We start from the raw sequence: 24,016 nt of genomic DNA on the forward strand, positions 1-24,016 counted from the left end.
GTCAAAGTAAAAAGGTCATTTTTGTATTTTGCAGCAGAATAACCAGGTTGCTAAATGAAACTTATTAAATTGTCAATATTAACTTTTTCACTATTTTTCCTGACTGGTTGCAGTGATTCAAATATTGAAAAGCAAAAGAAACCGCTCGTAAAGCAAAAACAAGTCCATAAATCCAGTATTTCAGCAGAGGATGCGGCAAAAATGGCAATGAAAAAATTTGATCAGTATTTGCCCGGAATTCTGAAAGAACATGATGCTGTTATCGACCTTCAGGAAGCCGTCACAGGGGATTTTACTGGTGATGGACTTGAAGATGTTGCCATATATTTTTCATTGGCACCTGTGGGTGGGGGGAATGCCATTGTTGGACAAGGGCTGACGTTATACAAAAATACGGGCAAAGGTGTTAAAGTGATTGCCGGATATGAACCGGATTACCTGTTTAGCTTTGATAAAATAAGTAACGGAAAAATTCATGTCACTAAATTAGAATATTCTGAAAATGATGGCAGGTGTTGCCCCTCTATAAAAACAGCGCATACACTCACCATTTCTGGCAACACTGCTTTTTAGTACGGAGTGATGTATCAGGCTTGAATAACAACCGAAGTATAAAGACTATACAATTCCCAACCTAAGGATTGATACAATAGCTTTCCTTCTTCCGTGGCAACAAGGACTTTTTTGGAAATGCCTTTTGACAATGAAATCTTTTCAAGCTCTTTCATCAAAAATCTTCCGAGGCCCTTCCTTTGGTGATGACTTTCGGTAATTATGCGATCATATACTGCAAAATCATCAACAAGAGCCACGCGACCTGTTGAGGCCAGTTCACCATTTTGAGCCAGGATCTTAACAACGTAAGTGGAATGATATTCTTCAAATTCCAGGTGATAATCCTGAGATAAACTCATCTCCGGAAAATCCATAGGCCGGAAACAGGTCATCAAATAACCTTGTGGTTCAATGGTCCAGTTTCCAGGGATGTTTGGGCTTACTTCATCAACCGATGCACAGACTTTTAAAAATACCCAGGGTTCATCAATAGCTTCTGACAGCTCCTTAAAGTCATCATTAAGTTTCGGAAATACATAACGGCTTTTTTGTTTTTCATCACCAACGTCAACCTTAAAACCTGACTTAAACCCAACAGGTAATGGCACCTTTCTTGACAAAGACCAGCCCTTAAGCCAGCTCTCAACAATCACTGAAGAAACATCTTTTTCCATTGAACTAAAGTCCGAAAAAAAATGGAATCCCTGTTTATCCACGATCAAAAAATCTGTTAACCTTATTCTTCATGTGCTTTATTGGATTTAATAATCAACAATTTCGTTCTGATCAATGTTATTTATAAATAGATCTAACCATTTATAAGCTTCTTGTTCAGTATCCTCATCAAGGGGTAAATTTGAATCAAAAGCGATAAGGTTTAACGCCTGTCCTTTTGGCAAATCCCGATTATTAATTAGATTTTTAATGTTATTCCATGTTTCTTCGGAGAGCTTTCCCGATGCTTTCAAAGCTTTAATTTCCGCAATAGCATCTCTATACTTATAATATTTAAAATGTTCTGCCAAAAGCCCCCTAAGTTGTTCTATTGTTGTATTCATGAATTATTGATTTTTCCGGATAACTCGTTCAGGCACTGGCAAGGTATAAACTTTTTCATCATGTGGCAATAACTTCAATTGTTATCCATACGCTTTTTTCAGTTTGTTTACTTATCTTTCTTGTTAAAATAGAATATCAGGAATCAACTTGAAAAAGCATATCTAATCATGAAACACGAGATAGAAAGAGCCATAGATCTTTGCATTGAAGCATTGAATAACAGGAATGGGGAGGCCAGTCAGACAGTTGAGGGAGATGGGGTAAAAGTATTGGAAACGATTCATAAAATTGCGCAAACCCCTTATCAAGGCAGGGGATTGGGCATCGGCGACTTTGGATACCAGTCGTACAGAAGTTCCTGGGAAGATATTTACAAAAGATTTGAAGGTAAAAAAAATATCAGCTATTCATTAGACTGGAAAACGGCGGTATTGTGGCTTTACGACAGCGCAAATTATTCTGAAGCTAAAATTCTGACCTCTGCTCAGAAGATTGTCAATGACGATATCATCTTCAATCATATCATGAAGCACATCATGACCAATCTGGTCCTTAAAAATGAGATTGCAGAGGCGGAAAGATTGATCCCTGATTTTAAGAAGACGAAAATTTTCAAAGAGTCCGATAACCATGATCAGGGGTATTTGATTATTCTTAAACATTATGCTTTAAAAGGAGATCCCGTAGGTTTTTTTAAGTACTTTAAACAAAGTAAACCTGCAGTAAATAAATCTGAACTGAACGAATTGAAAGATTTGTTGGTACAGTTCTTTGCAGCCTCAAATGGAATCGAAGAATCAATTGCCCTATGTCAGCACAAAAACCTTGGAAATAAATACTATTTCAGCGCCCTGGTCGCATTTTCCGGGCAGGGAAAATATCAGGAACTCAAAGTTTTTTTTGACAAATATCCTGAATTAAAACAACCTGAAATTGAAACGGAGCTTGCAATTTTGGCTGCTGCTTATCTTGAAGCAAAGAAGAATGGCTTCGATATTGACGATGATTTTGAAGTGCTTTTTGAAAGGGCAAAAGGAGTAAATAGAAAATTACGCTGGGGAGATCTCAAGCTGCAGGATGCTATATTCTTAGATTTAGGATTAGCAAGTTCCAATGATTTGGAACGGCAAAAAAGATGTCGAAAAGCAATTAAAGACAATAGATTGAAAAAGGAACTGTTATAATTCAGCCTCAGATAAAAAAAATATGACAAAGTCAGTATAAACGTTTTTATCTTCAAAGCTTACGGATTCCAAACCTGTGCTAGCGAATTTTAAACAGCTCTTGTCGTTTAAGAAAATTAGACTTTCCTTTATTACCAGCATTATAAAATTGATTCGATATGGCTAAAGATGATAGAAGATATGTCATAAGAATTTTAAACCGAAATGAAACTGGACTATTTAAGAAAATTGCTGTTTGCAGCCATCATCATCACTTCCATTATAGTGTTCACCATTTTGCAGGGATACTGGGTTTTGTGGGATTACCGTACGGCACCTTCTTCCGGCTGCCTGGATTGTGATATGTTTCCGGATTTGCTGTTATCCTCTTTATTGCCACTTTTAGCAACAGGCATCTTGCACCTGACTTATTACTGGCTAAAACCAGGACTACTTTGTCGAACTGTTTTTTGTGTGATCATGCTTATCCTTTCCTGGTATGCGATAGACACCGCCATTTTTGATGAAAGAGAAGCCTCCTGGAGTACTTATACTCATATCTGGTGGATAGTATTGGAAATGTGCATTTTGCAGACAATGGCTTTCGGATTGATTTTTGGAGGTATATATTACGCTTTACATCTTCATAAAAATTATGATTAACAAGACCGGAATGCGAAAGGAAATTCTAAGAATATATGCCGTGGTTTCTTTATTGTTGGTTGCCGATATGACTGCTTATTATTTATATAAAATAAGTCTGCGGGGGTATTACAGTGACCTCATCCTGTTTTGGTTCTGGTTTTTGGGTACCATTGCAATCATCATCTTATTCTGGAAAAAGATAATGGCGAAAGTCCTTTTGGTGGCAATGATACTGGGCCTGATCATGAGCATTTTGCCAATGATGCTGCCGTTTTATGCGCTGGTATTGGCGATCACACCTATTGGATTAAGGATGAACAAAGACCTGAACAAAAATTACAGGGCACAAATTGTGGGGTATAGTGTAATGGCCTATCCTGTATTGCAGGTGATAGAAAAGAAAGGCATCCTCGAAAAACAAGTATTTCAGTGTGATGATTTCCAATTGCCGGATGATCATATCGATCTGAAGATTCGTGATGCAAAAGACATCATCTTTGATCAGGAAACTGACAGAACCCTTAACCTTACTTTGTTTTATGGAGGGCCAAACCTAAAGCTAACATTTGATAAAGCAACCGGAAACCTGATAAAGAAACCCAATCCTGCCCATGAAAATCAATTATAGAAAAGTAATTTTGTGGATAGCAATCATCATTTGTGTTGCGGTTCTACCTGATGGAAGGATGTACTACCAGCAATATAAATTAAGCTTAGATAAGCTTCCTGATACTTACAAGACTTACGCTGAACTGGATAGTTTGAAAGATGATGTCTATGAAGTGCTCGAAATTAATAGTGACTTAGCCGAGCCTGTAGTACAGTTGATGGACAGCAGCATAATGATTGCTTATAAGAGTAGTATCAAGACTGAAAATGGGGATTCGACAAAAGCGATCTGGTATAAAATTAATCTGGAAGGGGAAATCGACTCCGCAAGCGGGACGGCGGCAGATGTTGCCGGTGGAAAAGAATTGAACTACCTGCAGTCGACCTATGAGATCGATACCGTTCCTGGTTTAATAAGGAGAGAATTTGTCCATAAAGAACATTGGAGTGACCGTTCATTTTGGAACCTCAGGAAAAACCTGATGTGGGGAACAGGAAATGGTTCAGGAGGAGGGGGATGGACAGGGACAAGTTATTTCCAGATAAAAATGCCTGAAAAAACGCTTCATTTTAAGCGATTTGTCGCGATTGATGAAGACGGGGATTTTAGGGATCGTTTTTTCTATTTCGTATATCAGGTTAAAAATGGGAAATACCTGTTGTTGAGTGACCTGCCGAGTAGAAGATACTACCTGATCAGGCCAATAAAAAGATCATTAAACTCAAAAGAATGAGAACTACAGGCGCTCAAAGTAATTTCCTGTTCCATAGCGTTCACATTATTTTGCACTGGATATTTAAATAAAATATTAATGGAATCATGTTTAGAAAATTAAAAAAGGGAAAATGGTGAAACCTATATTTATACTAATTGTTGCCTTTCTTTTATCGTTAAGTCCGGAAAAGGTGTTTAGTCAGAATTACAATAAGCTGGTATATAATGTAAAAGGAGATTTAAACAATGACAATCTAGAAGATTTGGTGACGGTGAAAGCGGATACTGCTGACCTCCATCATCCATTTTTATTCGAAATAAAATTCCAGACAAAAGGCGGAAAATATGTTACGGTTTTGAAATCGGAAACCGCTGTGATGGACAAATATCCGGAAGGAACCAGCAGTTCTTTATGCATTTTAGAAAGTTTGAAGGTGAACAAAGGGATGATCATATTTCGGAATCAAATGGACCGTGGGAGTATGACCCATAAATTCAGATTTCAGCATAACAATTTTGAGTTAATCGGATATACTTATCATTACGCCGCCCCGGGAGCGATGGAGTTTGTTGATTATAATTTATCCACTGGTGAGAAGTTAGAAAAGAAAACGGAATACGAAACAGATCAGATATTGGAGAAAAAAACAAGTATTGTAAAAATGAACCCCTTACCAAACTTGAAGAACTTTCATCCTCTTGATTTTACGTATTAAAACTTAGTCTTTATTGTAAATTTTCCCTCCATCTTGATTTTTAAAGAGAACATATAAAATTCTATTCATAATTGCAGAGAAAAATACCTTCGGAAAATAAGACTTACAGTTTACTAATCAGAAGAAAGATAGTATTTTTGATATAGCATAAGCGTAACTCCCCCTATTGAATGAAAAAAATACTGTTTTTACTACTGTTAGCGCATCAGGGATGGGCACAACAGGTCAAGAGCTCATCTCTGCAAACTAAACCATCAAAAGACAGCCTTTCCATTTACAACCGAATGCTTTCTCCTGCGGAAATGAAACAGGATCTGGAGTTGTTCCTCGACATTCGCAAAAAAGCCAATTCTGGCCTGTTCCACTACCGTAACCAAAAGCAGATCGACAGCATCTACAAATGGGCATTTAAAGAACTTCGTCAGCCAATGTCCAAACTGGACTTTTATAAGATCATTCTGCAGCTGACTGATTTTGAAGGAAGCTGTCATAATTATACGGAACCGGATGCCAGCCTGGTCAGGTATTTCAATCAGCAACAAGGATTCTTCCCATTTGCGCTTAAGTATATTGAAGGGAAAATCATCTTCAATAGCAAAATACCTGAAATTCCTGTAGGGTCGAGAATCATCAGCATCAATGGTGTTGGAGATAAGAAACTCATGCAATCCTTTTACAAGTATATGACGGGTGACGGTTTTAATGAAACACAAAAAATGTCTGGTAGCGTGGACAGGAGTTATGGACTGCGTTACCTGTATGAATATGGGATCAAAGATCGGTTTACCATCCGGTTTTTAGCCCCTGGAGCTACCAGGGAGCAGAGCCTCACCGTGCCGGCTGTTTCATTGGAGAAACGGAACGCCAACCTGATTTTGCGCCATAGTGCGGCTGTAGACAGTGTGATCGATTACAAAGTTCAGCCTAAATATAGTTTTAAGATGCTAAACCCTACGACTGGTTTACTGAACCTTCGTATATTCAGCATGGCCGACGGGCCAGACGATCCGGCCTTTATCCCATATGTTGCCTTTCTCGACAGCACCTTCCGCATGCTCAGTAACCATAAGGTACCTCATCTCATCCTGGATATCCGTGGCAATCCTGGTGGGAGTGACCCAACTTTTGAACAACCAATGATGTACCTGACGGATTCAAGCTTTAAAGAGAACACACTGGCTTATACCATCTTTGATAACGGAATTCCATATGAAGAATATTTTTGGGGAGTGTCTACCTCAGAAAGAATGAGCCCGGAAGCTAAAGCGGAAGGGAAGAAAATGCTGAAAGATTATTTCCCGGGTTTAAGCAATGGGAGGAACCTGCAGAATGTTAAATATAATCCGGTGTATCACCCTAAACAACCTGCTTTCCAGGGACAATTATACTTGCTAATCGATGAAAACGTTGCCTCAGCAGCATCACACCTGGCTTCGCTTGTAAAAGGCTATGCGCGCAATGTGACCATTGTTGGCGTGGAAACCGTTGGTGGTTATTATAATCACAATGGCCATATGGCACTGATCTACGAATTGCCAAATTCAAAAATAAAATCCAAATTCTCTATTGTTTATGTAGAACAGGATGCACCTGTAAAGCCAGATCAACCCAATGGCAGAGGCATTATTCCTCACCATACTGTATGGCCTGCTTTCGACGATTTTATGCAAAACCGGGATACACAGATGGAATATGTACTGAAGCTGATCGCTAAGAAACCATAAATATGTTGAAACCATCATGAACTTACAGATCACACAACGAAATGAATACAAGATCATGATAGCTTCATAACCTTTGAAAGACAATTATATACTGATGAAAAACAGGGAGATACAGATTTAATAAAAAAAATGTAATTTACATTGTATTATTTAAATCCTCCAAATATTCAAGTCACATGGAACTTAACCTGCCATATATTAACCCTGTTAATTTTGCCGGGACCTTAGTGAAAAATTATGGGTTCGGTATCAGTGAAGCCTGGAATTCTCATCACCTTAAATTACCGGATAGTCTGGGCGATGGCACTTTGCAATTGTTCATCAGGAAGGACATCCATTTTTTTAGAGGCAAGTGGAAATTTCTGAAGGATACCACTTTCTTATCGAGAGACCCGGTTGGGCAAAAAGGGCTGATTGATTTCAGGCTGAATAAAGATGGACAGATTCATTCGTCTTTTATAGAAGGGATAAAGAAATTTGAATGGGAAATTACCGAAGCAGATGGGATCAGGTTCTTTATTCCTGAAGCTTACCTGACCATAGATAAACATAAACTTAGCGATCAGTTTGAAAAATATTGTACTAATCAGCATATCGTAAACCTGCAAAAGCAAATTTTTAACATCCCCAGCGGGCAAATATGCAATACCTTATTGCTGGAAAGCAAAATGCTGGAGTTCATTTACTTCTGGATGGATTCTTTGAAAAACAATGATATTGAACGTCATTTTGAAGGCATCGCCGATTCCAGGTTAACTGCACTTGACGAAGCAAGAGCTTTAATTGAAGCTGATACCTCCAACACCCTGCTGATCAAGAGCATTAGTCGTAAAGTAGGCCTGAATGAATTCGACTTAAAGCGTGATTTCAGAAAAGTATATGGATTACCCCTTCATCAGTATCGAATGAAGTTCCGCATGGAAATGGCTCAGGATCTGATCCGGAATACGGATTTGCCCATTTCCGAAATTTGTACTAAACTAGGTTATACCAACCGTTTCCATTTTTCTCAGCTTTATGAACGTTTTTTTGGCACATCTCCATCAGCTGTCAGAACATTTCTGACCAGGAAATTATAAGTTATTCCCGTTTGGAGTCAAATCATTCCCGATTCGATACAAGCTGTTCATGAAATGGAGCTAAATTTATTCATCACCTGTTATCCATTCCATATGAAAAAACGAGCCTGTCACCTTTTTATCCTGCTTATTGTTCTGTCCGGTTGCTCCACTGCCAGAAAAGCGTCAAATCCTGTAACGGAACAAAAACTGAAAGATGTGGTTTATGGAGAACACCCCAGAAACATCATGGACGTTTATTTGCCTGCCGGTAGAAATGAAAAAACGCCGTTTGTAGTGCTGATTCATGGTGGTGCATGGGTAAAGGCGGGTAAAGAAGATGCGCAGCAGTATGCGGATTCTTTATTTAGTAACCGTATCGCCTTTGTCAGCATCAATTACCGTTATGCGAATAGCGAAGAGGTGCATTATCCGGAGATGCTGGAAGATATAGACAAGGCCCTGAATTACTGTATCGCCCATGCGAGCCAATGGAATACCCGTAAAAACAATTTTACCATGACCGGTGGTAGCTCAGGCGCGCATATGGCCATGTTGTACAGCTATACCACCAATAAAAAAATAAAGGCCATAGTCGACTTCTGCGGGCCCAGTAATTTAACGGATTCCACGATTCTGAATTATTCGGCTAAAGTGGGTTTAATTGGGGTGATACAAATGATGACAGGAAAGAGATATCTGAAAGGACAACTAATAGATCCCGCATACGCCCTTTCCAGCCCGATTACTCAGGTCAAAGATATTCCTATCCTGATGGTCCATGGAACCGCAGATCCTGTAGTTGATTTTTCTCAGTCCCGGCAATTAAGCGATCAGCTGGAAGCCAAAAATATTACTCATAAGCTTTTACCCATTCCTGGTGCAGGTCATGACCTGAATTTAAAAGACGCTGCAACAAGGGCGCTTGTTTATGGTGAAGCCATCAAATGGATTTACAAATATGGAAAATAACGATATGAAAAAAACCTTTACTACCCTAATGCTTGCCGCTTTTACTTTAACCGTATTCGCACAGGAAAAGGTAAAACCTTTATTGCCAAAAGAGGTTAGCGAGCGATTGATTCCACAGTTTAAAGCTGCCGCCTTCTGGCCGGTCACCGTTTTAAATATGGACAATATCAAGGATGTCAGAAAAAAAGAGCAGGCCAGACCGGTACCAAAGCTCAGCAATGCAGATAGTGTTGAAGTGAGCTATAAAAATATCCCGGGTTTAAATCCCGGAGATCCTGAAATTCCGGTACGGATTTATAAGTCCAGGCAGCTGGCCAAAGCCCCGATACTCCTCCTGTTTCATGGTGGCGGGTTTATCTATGGTGATTTAAACAGCGATCATCAAATGGCGGCAAACACCGCGATCAGAGCAGGGGTAGTGGTGATCACGGTTCAATACCGTCTGGCACCTGAAAACATTTATCCTGCAGGTGCAAATGACGGTTATGCCGCTTTACTCTGGGGAGTAAAACATGCTGCTGAAATAGGTGGTGATCCGGAACGTATTGCCGTTGGTGGCGGTAGTGCAGGTGCGGGGATTGCGGGTACTGTCGTTTTAACCGCGCGGGAAAAGAAGGGGCCAAAGATAGGCCTGCAGGTCTTGTTGTTTCCGCCGGGAGATCTGGATACCACCCGGGTTTCGGTGATCGAATTCTATAATATTCCAGGCGTAAAAGGTGCGGACATTACCCCGTTGATGAACATGTACCTTGGTGCGGATAATGTTAAAAAAGGACTTATTCCGGAGTTTGCTTTACCAGGTCTGGCAAAGAACCTGAAAGGATTACCCCCAACTTATATTGTAACCTGCGGGGCAGATCCCTTACGTGATGGTGGCTTAGCCTATGGCCAGCGATTAATAGATGCAGGTATATCGGTAGAATTACACAACTATCCCGGTTACCCGCATGGGGCCTTACCAGGTAGATTTTACAATGAATTTTATGGTGTACTCAACCAATACCTTAAATAAGCGCAGCGATGAAAACTTCTTTTTTAAAGTTAACCGTTTTGTTGCTGGTCATTCAGTTGACAGCATTTGGGCAGGATAAAATACTTCAGGCCGGTACTGTTGCTGCAAGTGGGTTTTCAGCGGAAAGATTGGGCCGTATAGATCAGACCTTAAAACAATACCTGGATAGTGGATGGATAGTAGGAGCAGTAGGTTTTATCTCCCGTGATGGCAAAATTATCTACAACAAAGCGTTTGGGAAAGATGATGTTAGAAACAACACTGCTTTAAAAACAGATGCTATTTTTCGGATTGCTTCACAAACAAAAGCCATTACCAGTGTAGCAGTGATGATCTTATTTGAGGAAGGGAAATTCTTGCTGGATGATCCCATCTCTAAATACATTCCTTCATTTGCCAAGCCGAAAGTTCTGGATAAATTCAACGAAAAGGATTCCAGCTACACCACTGTTCCGGCCAAAAGAGAGGTTACCATTCGCGATCTGCTGACCCATACTTCGGGTATTGATTACGCTCAGATCGGTTCGCCGCAAATGAAAGCCATTTATGCTAAAGCAGGTATAGAGGCTGGATTTGTAACCAAAAAACAAGTATTGGCCGATGCAATTAATAAACTGGGGGCGCTTCCGCTAGTTCATCATCCCGGAGAGAAATTTACCTATAGTTTAAGCATCGACGTATTGGGCAGGCTGGTGGAAATTGCTTCCGCAATGAGTTTAGATGAGTTTTTTCACCAGCGCATCTTCACGCCACTGGGGATGAATGATACTTATTTCGATTTACCGGCAAACAAACAAAACCGCCTGGTGAAGGTATACACAGAAAATAAAGAGACACACAAGATAGAGCCATGGGCATCAGATACCTTTCCCGGAACGACAATCGATTATCCAATTAACCACAATGGGTATTTTGCCGGAGGGGCTGCATTAGTATCAACCATACAGGATTACGCTGTGTTTTTGCAAATGCTGATCAATATGGGGATTTATAATGGTCACCGGATTTTATCCAGACATACCGTCGAAATCATGACTAAAAACCAGATTGGAGAACTCTCCTTAGGTGATGATAAGTTTGGTCTGGGCTTTTCCATCACCACGAATAAAGGCAATGCCAAACTCGGGCAGTCGGAGGGCAGCATTGCATGGGGTGGTTTCTTCGGCACCATTTACTGGGCAGATCCGAAAGAGAAAATAGTAGCGCTTCTGTTCATGCAGCAATTCCCCTTCTCTCACAACGAATTAGCAGATAAGTTTAGAGTCCTGGTGTACCAGGCACTGGAATAAGCGAATAAAATAACATCCCTGTTTTTTTTATGATTAGTCTATATGCAGGATCGTCATGATCCCGCAGCAGGCATCGCTATGCATTTTTTTTAACGGGCAATACCACATATCAACTAACCAAATTATCAGATTATGAAACGATTTATACAAAAAAACATCGCTGGTGAAACCATTCTTATGTTTTTACTTCTGCTATTCAGTATCACATCGGGCTACGCCCAGCATACTGCCATTACGGGGAAGGTCACTGACAAAGATGGAATCGCTATTCCCGGTGCAAGCCTCAAAATTAAAGGCAGCAGCAGAGCTGCCATAAGCGATCAGAATGGAAATTTCAACATACCTGCTGTGCCTGCAGATGATGTCGTGCTGATCGCCTCATTTTTAGGCTATCTCAGCAAAGAAACAATGATTCCCCAGGGCCAGCGGGATGTTCCATTAAACATCATCTTAACAGAAAGGGCAAATGAAATGGACGAAGTCCTGGTGACCGGTGTCTTTGATAAACGTAAGCGGATGGATGCTTCTGTTGCCATTACCACATTAACGGCAAGCCAGATGCAGCGGATCGTACCCGCTAGTGCGGCAGATCTGTTGCGTAATGTACCGGGTGTATTTGTCAATTCCTCAGTTGGTGAAATCAGAAATACGGTGACTTCAAGAGGAACAACAGTAGGCACACAAGATGTCGGTTACGAATATGTTTCTATGCAGGAAGAAGGTTTGCCGATTACCAATGCCACTTACTATGGTTACACTCCTGATTATTTCCTTCGCCCCGATGCAACCTTAGACAGACTGGATGCGGTACGTGGAGGCAGTGCTTCTATCACTGCTGCGAACGCTCCCGGTGGAATCTTTAACTATGTTTCCAAAACCGGAGGGGATACCTTTGCCGGAGAGCTCAGGGCTAAATACGGATTGTTGGGAAATGGGGATAACAGTTTGGGTAGGATGGATGCAAATTTCGGAGGTCCGCTAGCCAAAAACTGGACCTACAATGTGGGTGGTTTTTATCGCTATGATGGGGGCGCCAGATCACCGGGATATGCCATGAATGTTGGTGGCCAGATCAAAGCCAACGTGGTCAGGAAATATGATAAAGGTTCCTTAAAGTTCTTTTTGAAATATCTGAATGATAAAAACGCAAATCCTCAGCCCATTCCAACTACAGGTTACACCAATCCAAAACCCGCTGAAGGCTTTAATGGGAATTCTACCGTTTTACCGCCTTCCTATCATTTCAGTTCTACAGATTTTTTAAATAAAGCAGGAGGAACCATTGAGTACAACCCTAAGAATCTGACAAAGAACATTTACAAGTCGCTAGGCCTTTCCTGGGATCACCAGCTTGGAGATGGCTGGACTTTGAATAATAATGCCCGTTATTCGGACAACAGCACACTTGCCAACTTTACCAGTGCCAATATTACCAGCAGTGGCGCAGATGCAACTTTACCTGCCTTAATGTTAGGGACAATCGGTGTGGGAAATTATTCCTTCAAAAACGTCAGGACAGGGCAGGAGTTGCTAAATGTGACTTCAAATGGCGCGTCTTATGTGGTCAATGCCAATACTTTGCCCGGTCAGAATATTCTGGCCAATGGCATTCTTGCTTCTCCACTTGGATACTATAAAAATGAAACCAATGAGTTTTTGGATCAGTTCTCCTTCAATAAAAAGATCAGCAATATGACCTTTACCCTGGGTGGATATTTTGGCTATTCCAATGTCCACCGCTATTCCGGCACCAATGGCATTACTTTAAGTACGATAGAAGATCGCCCGCAGTTGATCTCAATGAGCCTTACCGGTGCACCTGTTTATGGGTTTACGCCCACAAACACCCCTATACTGGGCCCAACCGGCCTTTATCAATTTACCAATCCAGAGGGAACCGGACAGCTGACAGGTGATTTAGGAAATATGATCTCCTACAATGCCCGTCAAACCCAGGCTGCTTTGTTTTTTGGCCATACCTGGGAAATCAACCCGGAGCTTACATTCGATTGGGGATTACGATATGAAAGGGTCAACGTTAAAGGACATAATATCCGTGGATACTCCAAAACAGGGATACAGGGAGGAATAGATGGAAGTGTCTTTACCTTGTATGACAACAATGTTATTGACCATTCTACCACAGTCAATTTTAACAAAACATTAAATTCATTGTCGTTCTCGGGTGCTTTAAATTATAAGTTCAATGACAATCTGGCGCTATATGGGCGTTATTCACAAGGTAAAAAAGCACCGGATCTGGATGTGTATTTTGCTTCTAACAGGGTAGAAACCATTGATCTGCTGAATCCGCAATTACGTACCACACAACAGGTTGAATTTGGTTTAAAAGCACGGTCCGGAGATTTAAATCTCTTTCTGACCCCATTCTACAGTATCCTTAGCGGTGTGCCTAACGGTGCAATATTCGGTTCGGTTGCTACAGGTTTCTACAATCCCCCAATGACCTATGGCAAATACAGAACCATTGGTATAGAGATGGAAGCAAATTACAGACTTAATGAGCATTTCAGTTTCCGGGGCGTAGCTACGATTCAACGGTCAAAAATCCTGAGTCTGGATAATTGGGTAGCCAATGGCAATGGCCCGGCCGATGATACGATTATATCCTATACCGGAAATGAAACGGAAAATGCACCGAGGCTGATGCTGAATCTAACGCCAACTTATACCCTGGGCAAATTCTATACGTTTTTAACCTGGTCTTATCTGGGAAGTCGTCAGGCCAATTCTGCCAACGTGTTTAAATTACCTGGCTTTTCACAGGTTGATTTAGGCGCAGGCTATGACGTATCGAAAAAGATGCAACTGAGTTTTAATGTCAATAATTTATTTAATAAATATGGGGTAATGAGCTGGGTAAGACCAGGTGGCATCTTCGATGTGATTTCCGGAAATGCAAGTTTTACAAGCGCCATGTATGATAAAGCAGTGGCTGTTAATCAGCCTTATTCAACAATTGCCATTCTGCCAAGAGCATATTATTTAACAGCAACTTATAAATTCTGACAGATTTTCTAAACATAGCGCTGGTTTTCTTTATTGAATTCCAGCGCTATTCAGGGTATCTTTTACTGCGTTACCAATTAAAGCGATAAGGAAAAATGTAGGGGCTTTCTCAGTTGAACGGAATGAATATCCGTATATCATAATTGTATACCTACTTTCAGTACAACGAAAACAGCAAATACTCTTTTGAGACAGGCCATGTTTCGAAGTCGAAACTAAAATACAATTATGAAAGAACTTATTAATAAGCTGAAGGTTCCCTCTACTTCCAGTTTGGTATTGTACTACGCTTCCTCTATCTATGATACAAATTTAGAAAAGGAATTTATGAACAGGTTTGATTTTGGAAATATTGAAGAATTTGTAAAGCAAATGTCTGATTCATATCCGAATCTTGATAAAATCTTATTGTTCAGGAAATTGTATGTGCGCAAGATACTTAAGCGTATTTATAAGGAGAAAAGTTATCCTCAGGTACTTAGCTTAGGCGCTGGATGGGATCCATTGTCCCTGCACCTTGTTGAGCAGTATTCCTCACAGGTACAGGATGTTTTTGAAGTTGATCTGGCCGCCATGGTCGAAAAAGAAGCGCTTCTTAAGCGGATACTACCAGACTGTGATTTTTTGCATTTTATGGAAGGCGATGTAACTGACCCGGAAAAACTGATAACTTCCCTTGCTTTGTCAGGATACAAATCTGCTGTTCCTACAGTTGTAATTTTCGAGGGACTGATTCATTACATCACTGATGGGGTATTCCGCTCCATTTTAAAACATTTTAAAACCCCCGATAAACGGAATGTTTTTATACTGGATTTCATCCTTTCTGATGAAAGTGTATCTTCTGCGAGTCTTAAACAACATCAAAAATGTATACAGGTCGTGAGCAAATACGTAGAGGGGGAAATTAATATGTATACCCGCTTGGAAATGATCGCAGTAATTGAAGAATTGGGTGGGGAGGTCTTCTCAATTGAATCTATGAGGGATATTGAACTGGAGGTTGATCAGAAAAACAAACTTTTTCCGGAAGATGGGGATGGGGTTCAGGAGGTGCTGGCATTTTACCTGTAAATAAACAGCTGGGTTGTTGCTGAAATAATTATTATGTTGCAGAAAAAAACTGAAAGTATGCATTTGCTAAGGTTTAAAATACTGGTCAATGACATTAAGTCCTAAAACGCTCTTTTTAACGGATGGTTTAGGTGCAGTGCTTTCCGCTTTTCTGTTGGGTGTTGTTTTAGTGAGATTTGCCCCCATTTCTGGAATGCCGGAAACAGCATTACGCTTACTCGCTATAATTGCCTGTGTTTTTGCAGTCTACTCCTTGCTTTGTTATACATTCATTAAAGAGCGCTGGATTGCTTATCTGAAGACAATTGCATGCGCAAACCTGACGTATTGTTGTCTTACCATAGGTCTTCTTATTAATTATAAAAAAGAGCTGACTAATTTGGGATGGATTTATTTTTTAGCTGAACTTACAGTGATCATTGTCCTTCTCAGTTTTGAATTAAAAACAGCTTTTATACGAGCTGGTAAAGAGCAGCAGGTACCTTCTTAAATCAGATGCCTTTATCATTAATTTTGATTACGATATCCACCCATTCATCATCCGGGTATTTCGCTAAATTTACATCAGGTGTAATTCCTTTGTTGTCAATAGGGGCGGTATCAGCATAGAATGATTTTGTAGTAGGGCGCATATACCTGTAAGCGGAACAGGGGAGTTTTTCGGGTTCAAATAATTCACTATAATCTAAAGTACCTGAAGTATGCTGTCCAAAAATTTTAACCTTGCTGCTGTATTTTGCCAGCATTAAAAAATACTCTGTACTGCTTGCACAATTTTCATTTACCAGGATAGAAACAGTTTGAGGATAAGTGCAGGTTTCCTTTAATTTGATGTGAAGGGAATCTCTTTGTACAAACCCACCAATATTGGCAATGAGCCTGGGCAGCATCATTTGATGATAAGCGGAACCTGCATCTGCCGATGTCTGATATCTGCGGATGATATTTGGACTGGAATAAACGAAATCACCAGGTAGGGCAAATGGCTTTTCGTAGATGAACCGGATGAGGGAAAGAAATGAGCTATTCCCCCCAACATTGTTTCTTAGGTCAATAATAAGATGTTTTATCTTGTTGAGACTGAGGTCTGGAATGATCTGGTTCAGTACCAATGAATCGAATTTTTTTTCACTGATGTCAAATGCAGGAATACCCAGGTAATAAGTATTTTTGTCAATTGACCTATGATTGAACTTCTTGTTACTTACGCTTGCTTTGGTTTCCCGCATCTTATGATTAAGTCCTGGTACAACTTTCTCCCAGATGCCATCGGGCTCAATAATCAGCTCATTTAACCTTCGGCCACGGAGAAGATTTGTAGTTAACCAACCCGAATATTTTCTAATTCTAAACTTGTTCTCATCGCCAATCAGGTCAAAATGTACTGGTCCGGTTTTGTTCATTCGGTCTTTGGTTTTCCATAGGTAAGCCCTGTAGGTATATTGGTCCTGCTTTATGATCTTAACAGTTAATGAATCGCCTGTTCTCCGCCATAGGCCCGTCAGCTGATCGCTATGTCTGATGTGATCTTTTGGTTTGTACTCCCTCTGCGCGTTTTGTTCCGGATTCGTTTTTCTATCGCTAAAGATGATGTGGTTGTCCTTGAAGAAAGCCAGGTATTTTGATATGGTATAAAAGCAATCCTGGGCTCCGGCTATTCTGGATGCATCTGTTATTGCATCTTTTTTAACCTTCAGATAGGCCAACTGATGTTCCTTACTGGTTTTAAGCTTGTAACCCGGATAATTGATCTCTATATCTGTGATGATCTCTTTTAGGTTTAGCAAACAGTCACAATTGTCCTTTTTCCGGGCAAATGCTGTCAGGGAAATCCCTAAAATTATCAATATAAGTTTAGCTTTTTTCTCCATAGCTGTTTACTACCAGACGTTCAATGATTGCTAAAAGTTGCATATTCTTAAAAATAATCATTTTCATCTACCACCAACCTGTCTTTTTTGACACCTATATAAACAGGCATTTAAGAAATTTCTAATCAGGATGTTAAAAGAGGAATTTATCAGAGACATATTAAAAAGATATCAAGCCGGAAACTGCAGTCCGGAAGAACAACAAATCATTGAAGATTGGTATCAGGAGAGACTGGACCATGCGGCCTGGGACTTTAAGCCTGGTGATGAACCTTTAATTGGGACAAACATCAAAAACCGCATCTACAAGGAGCTGGCACTTCCTGAAAATACAACTCCAGGTCGGGGAAATAGGTATAACTGGTTTTTAATTGCCGGGGCAGCGGCAATTTTAGTATGTGCAGTTACTACTGCAATTTACTTTAGAGCAGAGAAACCTGTTAACCGATTGGTAGCCAAACCTGAATTGGTTAAGGGATTAAAAGGCAGACAACGGCATGCTGTCCTGACTTTAGCCAACGGAGAGACGGTACTCCTGAATGAGGCCGCAGGCAGTCAGGTAATCAGGCAGGGCGACGTGGAGGTAAAACAAACTGACAAAGGAAAGCTGACTTACAATTTGGTAAAAAACAACAACCTAAATCCGGTTTACAATACCCTCACCACACCTAAAGGAACGACATACGAGCTGCAATTGCCTGATGGTTCCAGGATATGGCTGAATGCAGCTTCTTCGATCACTTACCCAACCGCTTTTTCTGGTCAAACCCGAACGGTTTCGGTTACAGGAGAGGTGTATTTTGAAGTGGCACCGAATGTCAGAAAACCTTTTCTGGTAAAAACAACCTCAGCAACGATAGAAGTTTTGGGTACACATTTTAACGTCAATACTTACAGCAATGAGCCTGCAATGAAAACCACTTTGTTAGAAGGAAAAGTAAAGGTTACTCAAAATCAGATCAGTAAAGTGCTGGAACCCGGAGAGCAGGCCAGCATCGATCAGGAAGGGGCAATAACCGTACTTAAAGAGGTCAACCAAGCGCAAGTGATGGGCTGGAAAAACGGGAAGTTTGTACTGGACAAAGTTGATGTCCATACCCTGATGCGCCAGGTAGCACGCTGGTATGATCTTGAAGTAATTTATAAAGGAAAAATTACGCAGCATTTCTGGGGCACCGTATCTCAGGAAATGACGGCAGTACAATTGTTTCAAATGCTGGAAAGCACCGGTTCAGCACATTTTAAGCTGGACGGGAACAAAGTCATCGTCTCACCATAGTCAACAACAATAACCAGGTTTCGCTTTAAACAAAAACCGCTCCGGGGTCTAGACCGAAGCGGAAAAGATGTTTAGGCAAACCAAATTTCACAATCCAATTCAACTGTTTATTTATTAACCTAAACCAAAACAAAGTTATGCAATTCAAATTGATGCTGTTCACGAAATCCGTATTTCGAACAGCGGTATTTATTTTATTATGTTGCTTCAGCACTGCCGCCGCAGGATTTGCCCAGGTAACGTTGGCACTGAAAAATACACCGCTGACCAAGGTGTTCAAAGAAATTCAAAAACAAAGCGGCTATGAGTTTTTAGCAAACTACGAAATGCTGGAAAAAGCCGGTAATGTATCCATAAATGTAAACAAGGTCTCTGCAAAAGAAGCTGTTGAGCTGAGCTTAAAGGGAAAAGGCCTTGGGTATGAACTAAAACATAAGGTTTTTGTCATTACACCTTTGGCTGCCCCTGCAAAAGCGAATACTCCCGTTTCGCAACTTACCATTGAGGGAAGGGTAGTGGATGAGAAATCAGAACCTTTACCTGGCGCTACAATTGTGCTGACTGAGCTCAGGCGATCAGTTTCGGCCAATGAAAACGGAAAATTTGTCCTTGCCGAAGCACAGGTTGGCCATCACCTGCAAATTTCCTGCATTGGCTATGAAACCAAAACAGTGACCATACAGGATTCCAAACCTTTGTTGATTGTATTGCAGGAATCAACGCAAAAACTTAAAGAGGTGGTATTGGTTGGTTATGGCCAGCAGAAAAAAATCAACCTTACAGGATCAATCTCAACGGTAACAGATAAAGAATTAAATGAGAACCGCTCGAGTCCGGCGGTTTCAGACATGCTTGCCGGTCGGATTTCAGGTTTGTATGTTCAAAAAAGCAGTGGCGCACCTGGTGCGGGTTCAGACCTGAAAATACGCGGACTGAGTACCTTTAACAATTCCAGCCCGCTGGTAGTTGTAGACGGGATACCGGGAAGGAATATTGACGACCTGAATCCTGCGGATATTCAAGCAGTGTCTGTCCTGAAAGATGCAGCAGCTATTGCTGTTTACGGAGCAAGGGCATCAAACGGGGTTATTCTCGTGACCACCAAGAAAGGACTCCCGGGAAAACCCGAAATCACTTTTGCAAGTAACCTCATCAATCAGGTCCCTACACAGGTTTACAAAAGGGTCAATTCCTATGAATATGCAATGATTCAGAACGAAGCCCTGCGAAATGAGCAATCTTACAATCCGGCTTTGGGAATGGGCTATACGCCGGAACAGCTGCAGTTCTTTAAAGATGGCAGTGACCCCAACAGGTACCCCAACACGGATTGGTTTAAAACCCTGACAAAATCTTCAGTCTTGCAGGCAAACTACAACCTGTCGGCTTCAGGTGGAAATGAAGATACCCGCTATTTTGTTTCTGTAGGTTACGTTAAAAATGATGGTATAGTACCTATTGAGGCTTATAAGCGCTGGAATTTACGAAGTAACCTGAGTGCTACCATTACACCGCGGCTAAAACTGGACCTGAATCTTGCAGGCATTTTCGTTAAACAAGACGGTCAGGACCTTTATGGAGGCAGCTACATCATGAAACAGATCTATGGTACACCTCCAATCCGGGCCAATCAGTTTAGCAATGGCTTGTATGCACAGGTTCCCGAACAAAGGGGGAATGCCTACCTGCAGTCTATTGGAAGAGGAGGATTTAATACCCTTTCCAGTAATACTTTTAACTCTACTTTGTCTTTACAGTATGAATTGCCGGGGATCAAAGGATTGTTCGCGAAAGGAACTGCAGCCTATGATAAAGGCTATAGTTTTGGTAAGAGTTTTACGGTGCCCTATGATGTTTATACCATTAACAGTGCGGGTAATTATGCCAAGGCAGCCTCAAGTCCAACCAGTCCGGCACTTAGCGAGAGTTTTGGCCAGCCGCAGGCCCTGACATTGGAAGGCTCCCTCCGTTATGAGCAAGAGTATGGGGCACACCACGTTTCCGGATTGCTCTTGTACACACAAACAGCGTCCACACAAAATAATTTCAGCACACAACGCAGGGAATTTGTTTCCGGAACTTTACCGGAACTTAATCTCGGTGATCCTACACAGACCTCTAATTCCGGAACCGGATCTCAGTCGGCCAGACAAGGATTGGTAGGCCGCTTAACTTATGACTACAATTCGCGTTACCTGCTGGAAGTAAACTTCCGTTATGACGGCTCTGATATATTCCCTCCGGGACACCGTTTTGGTTTCTTTCCTTCATTTTCGGGAGGATGGGTTTTGTCTGAGGAACCCTTTTACAAAGAGTTGGTTAAAGGCCTCGACTTTGTTAAAATCCGCGGCTCATGGGGGCAATTGGGTAATGACCGTGTAGCTCCTTATCAGTTTTTATCTACTTACAATCTTGTTGGTTCTCCTTATTATGGTGGAGGATATACTTTCGGTGGTGCAAATCCTGTATTTTATAAATCTCTGCAAACCGGCGTCCTGCCAAATCCATCTTTTACCTGGGAACGTGCAGTCATGACCAACATCGGACTGGAAGCGCATTTTAAGGGGAAACTGTTGACACTGGAATTTGATTATTTCCGAAAACGCACCAAAGATATTTTAGCCGCTCCGGCGCTTCAGGTTCCCTCAGTGATTGGTTTGGGATTACCAGACTACAACAATGGAATTGTAGACAACAGTGGGCTGGAAATCACTTTAGGGCATAACAATACCCTTGGTAACTTTAGTTATTATGTTCAGGGAAATGTAAGTTTTAACCACAACAAAATCGTTTCTTTTCCAGAGTCTATGAGTACGCCTGCATGGCAGAAAATAACGGGTACATCTGTTGCCAGTTATTCGGTTGTTGATCCCCTGGTTGGCAGATTAGGATATAGAAGCAAAGGGCTTTATCAGAATGCGGCCGGTATTAGCAGCGGAGCTACGCCTTTATACAATACTGTTGCTCCAGGAGATATTAATTATGTGGATGTAGACAATGACGGTGTGATCAGTCCGAACGACAGGGTAGTGCTGGGAGAGCGTTTTTTTCCGGGAACACAATACGGAGTTCGTTTTGGCGGAAGTTATAAGGGTTTGGAATTGAATGTATTAATGCAGGGGTCCGGCAATGTTGAAGCGTATAATTCCACAGTGAATTCCCGTGTAGGATTAAGTGGAAGCAGCCAGTTGTTAGAGCACTGGACTCCGGAAAATACCAATGCAGGTTTTCCAAGGCTATGGTCGAATTATCAGAATAATGCAGAAGTCTCTGATTATTGGATTGTTAACGCGTCTTATTTAAGACTGAAAAATATTGAACTCGCCTATAATTTTCCAAAAGCAATGTTGCAAAAGATTGGGGTAAAAGGATTAAAAATCTCTGTTTCGGGTAATAACCTGCTCACATTTACAAACTTTAAGTTGTTTGATCCTGAAGCTGCCGGACAAATTACAGATCCCCTGATGAAATCTTATGCCGCAGGTATCTCCCTGCAGTTGTAAAACACAAAAGCTTACCATCATATCAAATCAACAAACCATGACAAAATATAATACTTTAACCATCCTCCTCCTGACTTTAAGCCTGTCTTTTATGAGCAGCTGTAAAAAGGATTTTCTAAATAAAGGACCTCTGGATCAATATAGCGACGAAAATGTATGGAAAGATCCGGCATTGATTAACCGTTTTGTAGCAGACATTTATTCGAACCTGATCACCACCTATGATTATGTGGGGAGTTATAATTCCATCAATCAGGGAATGTTACCAGCGGATATTACCGATGAAGGCAAATCGAATTATTCGGGAAGTAATGCAGATCTGATTAATCAGGGACAATACAATGCTTCAAGCAATCTTTTCAGTTCATTTTGGTCTCTGCCAAGTGCCGGTGGATTTCATCAGAATGGTGCCTATGAAAACATCCGTAAATGCAATACCTTTTTTTCGCATTTGCCGGATATGCCAATAGATGAAACGATTAAGAAACAACTCACTGCTGAAGTGAAATTTTTGAGGGCCTATAATTACCAATTGTTGTATTCCATATTTGGCCGCTTTCCAATTATCGATAAAGTGTTGACCATCACAGACGACCTGAACATTCCGAGAGGAACGGATGAGGCTTGCCGGGCATTTATTTTAAATGACCTCGATGCAGCTGCCGAAGCTTTGCCGCTGAGTTACAGCAACCGCAATGACCTGGGACGCATCACCAAGGGTGCTGCTCTTGGAATGAAATGCCGCTTGTTGTTAAATGCAAAAGACTATTTGGGCGCATCTGCTGCAGCTAAAGCCATTATTGAATTAAATACTTATCGTCTGTTTCCTGATTATGCAGGAATATTTTTTCCCGAAAATGACGACAATGAGGAGGTGATCTTTAACAAAGAATATGGAAGTAGCCAAAGTGGACAAACTCATACGCTGGACTTGTACTTAAATTCTTCCTTCTTTACCGGTTTCTATAGTCCGGAAGATGTTCCAACGCAGAATATGGTAGACCAATATTTAATGAAAGACGGATTGACATGGGAACAGTCGGCATTATTTGATGCAGAAAAACCATATGACAACAGGGATCCGCGCTTACAGGCCAGCATCATTTATGATGGAACCACCTGGCGTGGACAAGTGATTGACATGCAGTTGGGCTCTGATTTTAATCCGGCTACCACAATTCCATCAGTTACAGGCTATATGTTCCGGAAATTCCTGAATCCTAAGTACGTGTTTTCTGGAAATAACCTGAATTACCAGAACTGTGTAGTGTTGCGCCTGGCAGAAATTTATTTGAATTACGCAGAATGCCAGCTTAAACTGGGGAACTCGGAAGAAGCCCGGAAATATGTTAACCTCTTAAGGATCAGGGCTAAAATGCCTGAAATACAACCGGGTCATATGACCTGGGAAACCTATGTGCGGGAAAGAACTGTGGAACTTGCTTTTGAAGGCGAGCGCAGAGCTGATATTCGCCGATGGGAGATGGGGCCGGCCTTATTGGGTGGAACAATTTATGGGATGGGGATTGAAACCATAAATGGTAAACGACAGTATACGAGACAGGTGGTGGAAAAAAGAGTATTCCATCCAAAAATGTATTATTTTCCTGTTCCACTTGCTGAGCTGCAGAAATATCCTGCAGGAAAAGTGCTGGAACAGAATCCAGGCTGGTAACAGGCACATTCGCCATCCGGAATTCATTTCAGGATGGCGAATGTATCCTTTCTGATACCCTCTTTTA

At 41.1% G+C, this 24,016-nt stretch carries 20 protein-coding genes; 17 read left to right on the forward strand and 3 right to left on the reverse strand.

All coding sequences use genetic code 11. The features are described 5' to 3' along the window. The first annotated feature begins 54 nt into the window (after positions 1-54). Positions 55-573, forward strand: coding sequence for a hypothetical protein (locus tag BUC20_RS02565; protein ID WP_073227004.1), 519 nt, complete (start codon positions 55-57; stop codon positions 571-573). Positions 574-587: 14 nt separating this feature from the next. Here BUC20_RS02565 and BUC20_RS02570 read toward each other — a convergent pair whose 3' ends face one another. Together BUC20_RS02570 and BUC20_RS02575 are read right to left on the reverse strand one after the other, a co-directional pair. Further along, positions 588-1,229: a GNAT family N-acetyltransferase gene (locus tag BUC20_RS02570; protein ID WP_073227007.1), complete on the reverse strand. Its 642-nt coding sequence runs from the start codon at positions 1,227-1,229 to the stop codon at positions 588-590. A gap of 87 nt (positions 1,230-1,316) precedes the next feature. Then, the gene (locus BUC20_RS02575; protein WP_073227009.1) at positions 1,317-1,613 is read right to left on the reverse strand and encodes a hypothetical protein; all 297 of its coding nucleotides are present in this window, start codon (positions 1,611-1,613) and stop codon (positions 1,317-1,319) included. Between the two features lie 168 nt (positions 1,614-1,781). On the opposite strand from BUC20_RS02575, the gene BUC20_RS02580 reads away from it, so the two are divergent. From BUC20_RS02580 to BUC20_RS02640, 13 genes are all read left to right on the forward strand, one after another. After that, the gene (locus tag BUC20_RS02580) at positions 1,782-2,798 is read left to right on the forward strand and encodes a hypothetical protein (protein WP_073227011.1); all 1,017 of its coding nucleotides are present in this window, start codon (positions 1,782-1,784) and stop codon (positions 2,796-2,798) included. A 204-nt stretch (positions 2,799-3,002) separates the two neighbouring features. Beyond that, on the forward strand, positions 3,003-3,440 hold the full coding sequence (locus tag BUC20_RS02585) for a hypothetical protein (protein ID WP_073227013.1): 438 nt from the start codon (positions 3,003-3,005) through the stop codon (positions 3,438-3,440). Continuing rightward, positions 3,433-4,050: a hypothetical protein gene (locus BUC20_RS02590; RefSeq protein ID WP_234994429.1), complete on the forward strand. Its 618-nt coding sequence runs from the start codon at positions 3,433-3,435 to the stop codon at positions 4,048-4,050. The genes BUC20_RS02585 and BUC20_RS02590 overlap by 8 nt, the downstream gene beginning before the upstream one ends. Next, on the forward strand, positions 4,034-4,765 hold the full coding sequence (locus BUC20_RS02595; protein WP_143166679.1) for a hypothetical protein: 732 nt from the start codon (positions 4,034-4,036) through the stop codon (positions 4,763-4,765). The genes BUC20_RS02590 and BUC20_RS02595 overlap by 17 nt, the downstream gene beginning before the upstream one ends. A gap of 112 nt (positions 4,766-4,877) precedes the next feature. After that, positions 4,878-5,462 (forward strand): hypothetical protein, encoded by a 585-nt coding sequence (locus tag BUC20_RS02600; RefSeq protein WP_073227018.1) that lies wholly within the window; start codon positions 4,878-4,880, stop codon positions 5,460-5,462. A gap of 170 nt (positions 5,463-5,632) precedes the next feature. Further along, positions 5,633-7,186 (forward strand): S41 family peptidase, encoded by a 1,554-nt coding sequence (locus BUC20_RS02605; protein WP_073227021.1) that lies wholly within the window; start codon positions 5,633-5,635, stop codon positions 7,184-7,186. A gap of 176 nt (positions 7,187-7,362) precedes the next feature. After that, positions 7,363-8,265, forward strand: coding sequence for a helix-turn-helix domain-containing protein (locus tag BUC20_RS02610; RefSeq protein ID WP_073227024.1), 903 nt, complete (start codon positions 7,363-7,365; stop codon positions 8,263-8,265). 93 nt (positions 8,266-8,358) lie between these two features. Beyond that, on the forward strand, positions 8,359-9,216 hold the full coding sequence (locus BUC20_RS02615) for an alpha/beta hydrolase (protein WP_073227026.1): 858 nt from the start codon (positions 8,359-8,361) through the stop codon (positions 9,214-9,216). 4 nt (positions 9,217-9,220) lie between these two features. Then, positions 9,221-10,228, forward strand: a complete 1,008-nt coding sequence (locus BUC20_RS02620) for an alpha/beta hydrolase (protein WP_159441040.1) — start codon at positions 9,221-9,223, stop codon at positions 10,226-10,228. A gap of 8 nt (positions 10,229-10,236) precedes the next feature. Further along, entirely contained in the window at positions 10,237-11,517 is a 1,281-nt protein-coding gene (locus tag BUC20_RS02625; RefSeq protein ID WP_073227031.1) for a serine hydrolase domain-containing protein, read from the forward strand. Between the two features lie 132 nt (positions 11,518-11,649). After that, positions 11,650-14,547 carry a TonB-dependent receptor gene (locus BUC20_RS02630; protein WP_084528472.1) on the forward strand — a complete coding sequence of 966 codons (2,898 nt, stop codon included), beginning with the start codon at positions 11,650-11,652 and terminating at the stop codon, positions 14,545-14,547. A gap of 228 nt (positions 14,548-14,775) precedes the next feature. Beyond that, positions 14,776-15,621 carry a class I SAM-dependent methyltransferase gene (locus tag BUC20_RS02635; RefSeq protein ID WP_073227035.1) on the forward strand — a complete coding sequence of 282 codons (846 nt, stop codon included), beginning with the start codon at positions 14,776-14,778 and terminating at the stop codon, positions 15,619-15,621. 88 nt (positions 15,622-15,709) lie between these two features. After that, on the forward strand, positions 15,710-16,111 hold the full coding sequence (locus tag BUC20_RS02640) for a hypothetical protein (protein WP_073227037.1): 402 nt from the start codon (positions 15,710-15,712) through the stop codon (positions 16,109-16,111). 1 nt (position 16,112) lies between these two features. Here the strand turns inward: BUC20_RS02640 and BUC20_RS02645 are convergent, their stop codons facing one another. Beyond that, positions 16,113-17,408 (reverse strand): S41 family peptidase, encoded by a 1,296-nt coding sequence (locus tag BUC20_RS02645; protein WP_159441041.1) that lies wholly within the window; start codon positions 17,406-17,408, stop codon positions 16,113-16,115. A gap of 214 nt (positions 17,409-17,622) precedes the next feature. Here BUC20_RS02645 and BUC20_RS02650 point away from each other — a divergent pair, with 214 nt between their 5' ends. The 3 genes from BUC20_RS02650 to BUC20_RS02660 all read left to right on the forward strand — a co-directional run bounded on the left by BUC20_RS02650 (position 17,623) and on the right by BUC20_RS02660 (position 23,949). Next, positions 17,623-18,771 carry a FecR family protein gene (locus tag BUC20_RS02650; protein WP_073227042.1) on the forward strand — a complete coding sequence of 383 codons (1,149 nt, stop codon included), beginning with the start codon at positions 17,623-17,625 and terminating at the stop codon, positions 18,769-18,771. 137 nt (positions 18,772-18,908) lie between these two features. Next, positions 18,909-22,274: a SusC/RagA family TonB-linked outer membrane protein gene (locus tag BUC20_RS02655; RefSeq protein WP_073227045.1), complete on the forward strand. Its 3,366-nt coding sequence runs from the start codon at positions 18,909-18,911 to the stop codon at positions 22,272-22,274. Positions 22,275-22,311: 37 nt separating this feature from the next. Then, complete coding sequence (locus tag BUC20_RS02660; RefSeq protein WP_159441042.1) at positions 22,312-23,949, forward strand: RagB/SusD family nutrient uptake outer membrane protein; 1,638 nt, start codon at positions 22,312-22,314, stop codon at positions 23,947-23,949. Positions 23,950-24,016 lie beyond the last annotated feature (67 nt).

The organism is Pedobacter caeni (assembly GCF_900129215.1).
GTDB classification, from domain to species: Bacteria; Bacteroidota; Bacteroidia; order Sphingobacteriales; family Sphingobacteriaceae; genus Pedobacter; species Pedobacter caeni.

Bases quoted from the DNA above. Each gene is read 5' to 3' on its own strand.
- BUC20_RS02595 (WP_143166679.1), top strand. From the start codon at position 4,034: ATGAAAATCAATTATAGAAAAGTAATTTTGTGGATAGCAATCATCATT.
- BUC20_RS02630 (WP_084528472.1), top strand. From the start codon at position 11,650: ATGAAACGATTTATACAAAAAAACATCGCTGGTGAAACCATTCTTATG.
- BUC20_RS02570 (WP_073227007.1), bottom strand. From the start codon at position 1,229: ATGGAAAAAGATGTTTCTTCAGTGATTGTTGAGAGCTGGCTTAAGGGC.
- BUC20_RS02650 (WP_073227042.1), top strand. From the start codon at position 17,623: ATGTTAAAAGAGGAATTTATCAGAGACATATTAAAAAGATATCAAGCC.
- BUC20_RS02575 (WP_073227009.1), bottom strand. From the start codon at position 1,613: ATGAATACAACAATAGAACAACTTAGGGGGCTTTTGGCAGAACATTTT.
- BUC20_RS02620 (WP_159441040.1), top strand. From the start codon at position 9,221: ATGAAAAAAACCTTTACTACCCTAATGCTTGCCGCTTTTACTTTAACC.
- BUC20_RS02635 (WP_073227035.1), top strand. From the start codon at position 14,776: ATGAAAGAACTTATTAATAAGCTGAAGGTTCCCTCTACTTCCAGTTTG.
- BUC20_RS02610 (WP_073227024.1), top strand. From the start codon at position 7,363: ATGGAACTTAACCTGCCATATATTAACCCTGTTAATTTTGCCGGGACC.
- BUC20_RS02605 (WP_073227021.1), top strand. From the start codon at position 5,633: ATGAAAAAAATACTGTTTTTACTACTGTTAGCGCATCAGGGATGGGCA.
- BUC20_RS02600 (WP_073227018.1), top strand. From the start codon at position 4,878: ATGGTGAAACCTATATTTATACTAATTGTTGCCTTTCTTTTATCGTTA.
- BUC20_RS02615 (WP_073227026.1), top strand. From the start codon at position 8,359: ATGAAAAAACGAGCCTGTCACCTTTTTATCCTGCTTATTGTTCTGTCC.
- BUC20_RS02625 (WP_073227031.1), top strand. From the start codon at position 10,237: ATGAAAACTTCTTTTTTAAAGTTAACCGTTTTGTTGCTGGTCATTCAG.
- BUC20_RS02565 (WP_073227004.1), top strand. From the start codon at position 55: ATGAAACTTATTAAATTGTCAATATTAACTTTTTCACTATTTTTCCTG.
- BUC20_RS02655 (WP_073227045.1), top strand. From the start codon at position 18,909: ATGCAATTCAAATTGATGCTGTTCACGAAATCCGTATTTCGAACAGCG.
- BUC20_RS02660 (WP_159441042.1), top strand. From the start codon at position 22,312: ATGACAAAATATAATACTTTAACCATCCTCCTCCTGACTTTAAGCCTG.
- BUC20_RS02640 (WP_073227037.1), top strand. From the start codon at position 15,710: ATGACATTAAGTCCTAAAACGCTCTTTTTAACGGATGGTTTAGGTGCA.
- BUC20_RS02585 (WP_073227013.1), top strand. From the start codon at position 3,003: ATGAAACTGGACTATTTAAGAAAATTGCTGTTTGCAGCCATCATCATC.
- BUC20_RS02580 (WP_073227011.1), top strand. From the start codon at position 1,782: ATGAAACACGAGATAGAAAGAGCCATAGATCTTTGCATTGAAGCATTG.
- BUC20_RS02590 (WP_234994429.1), top strand. From the start codon at position 3,433: ATGATTAACAAGACCGGAATGCGAAAGGAAATTCTAAGAATATATGCC.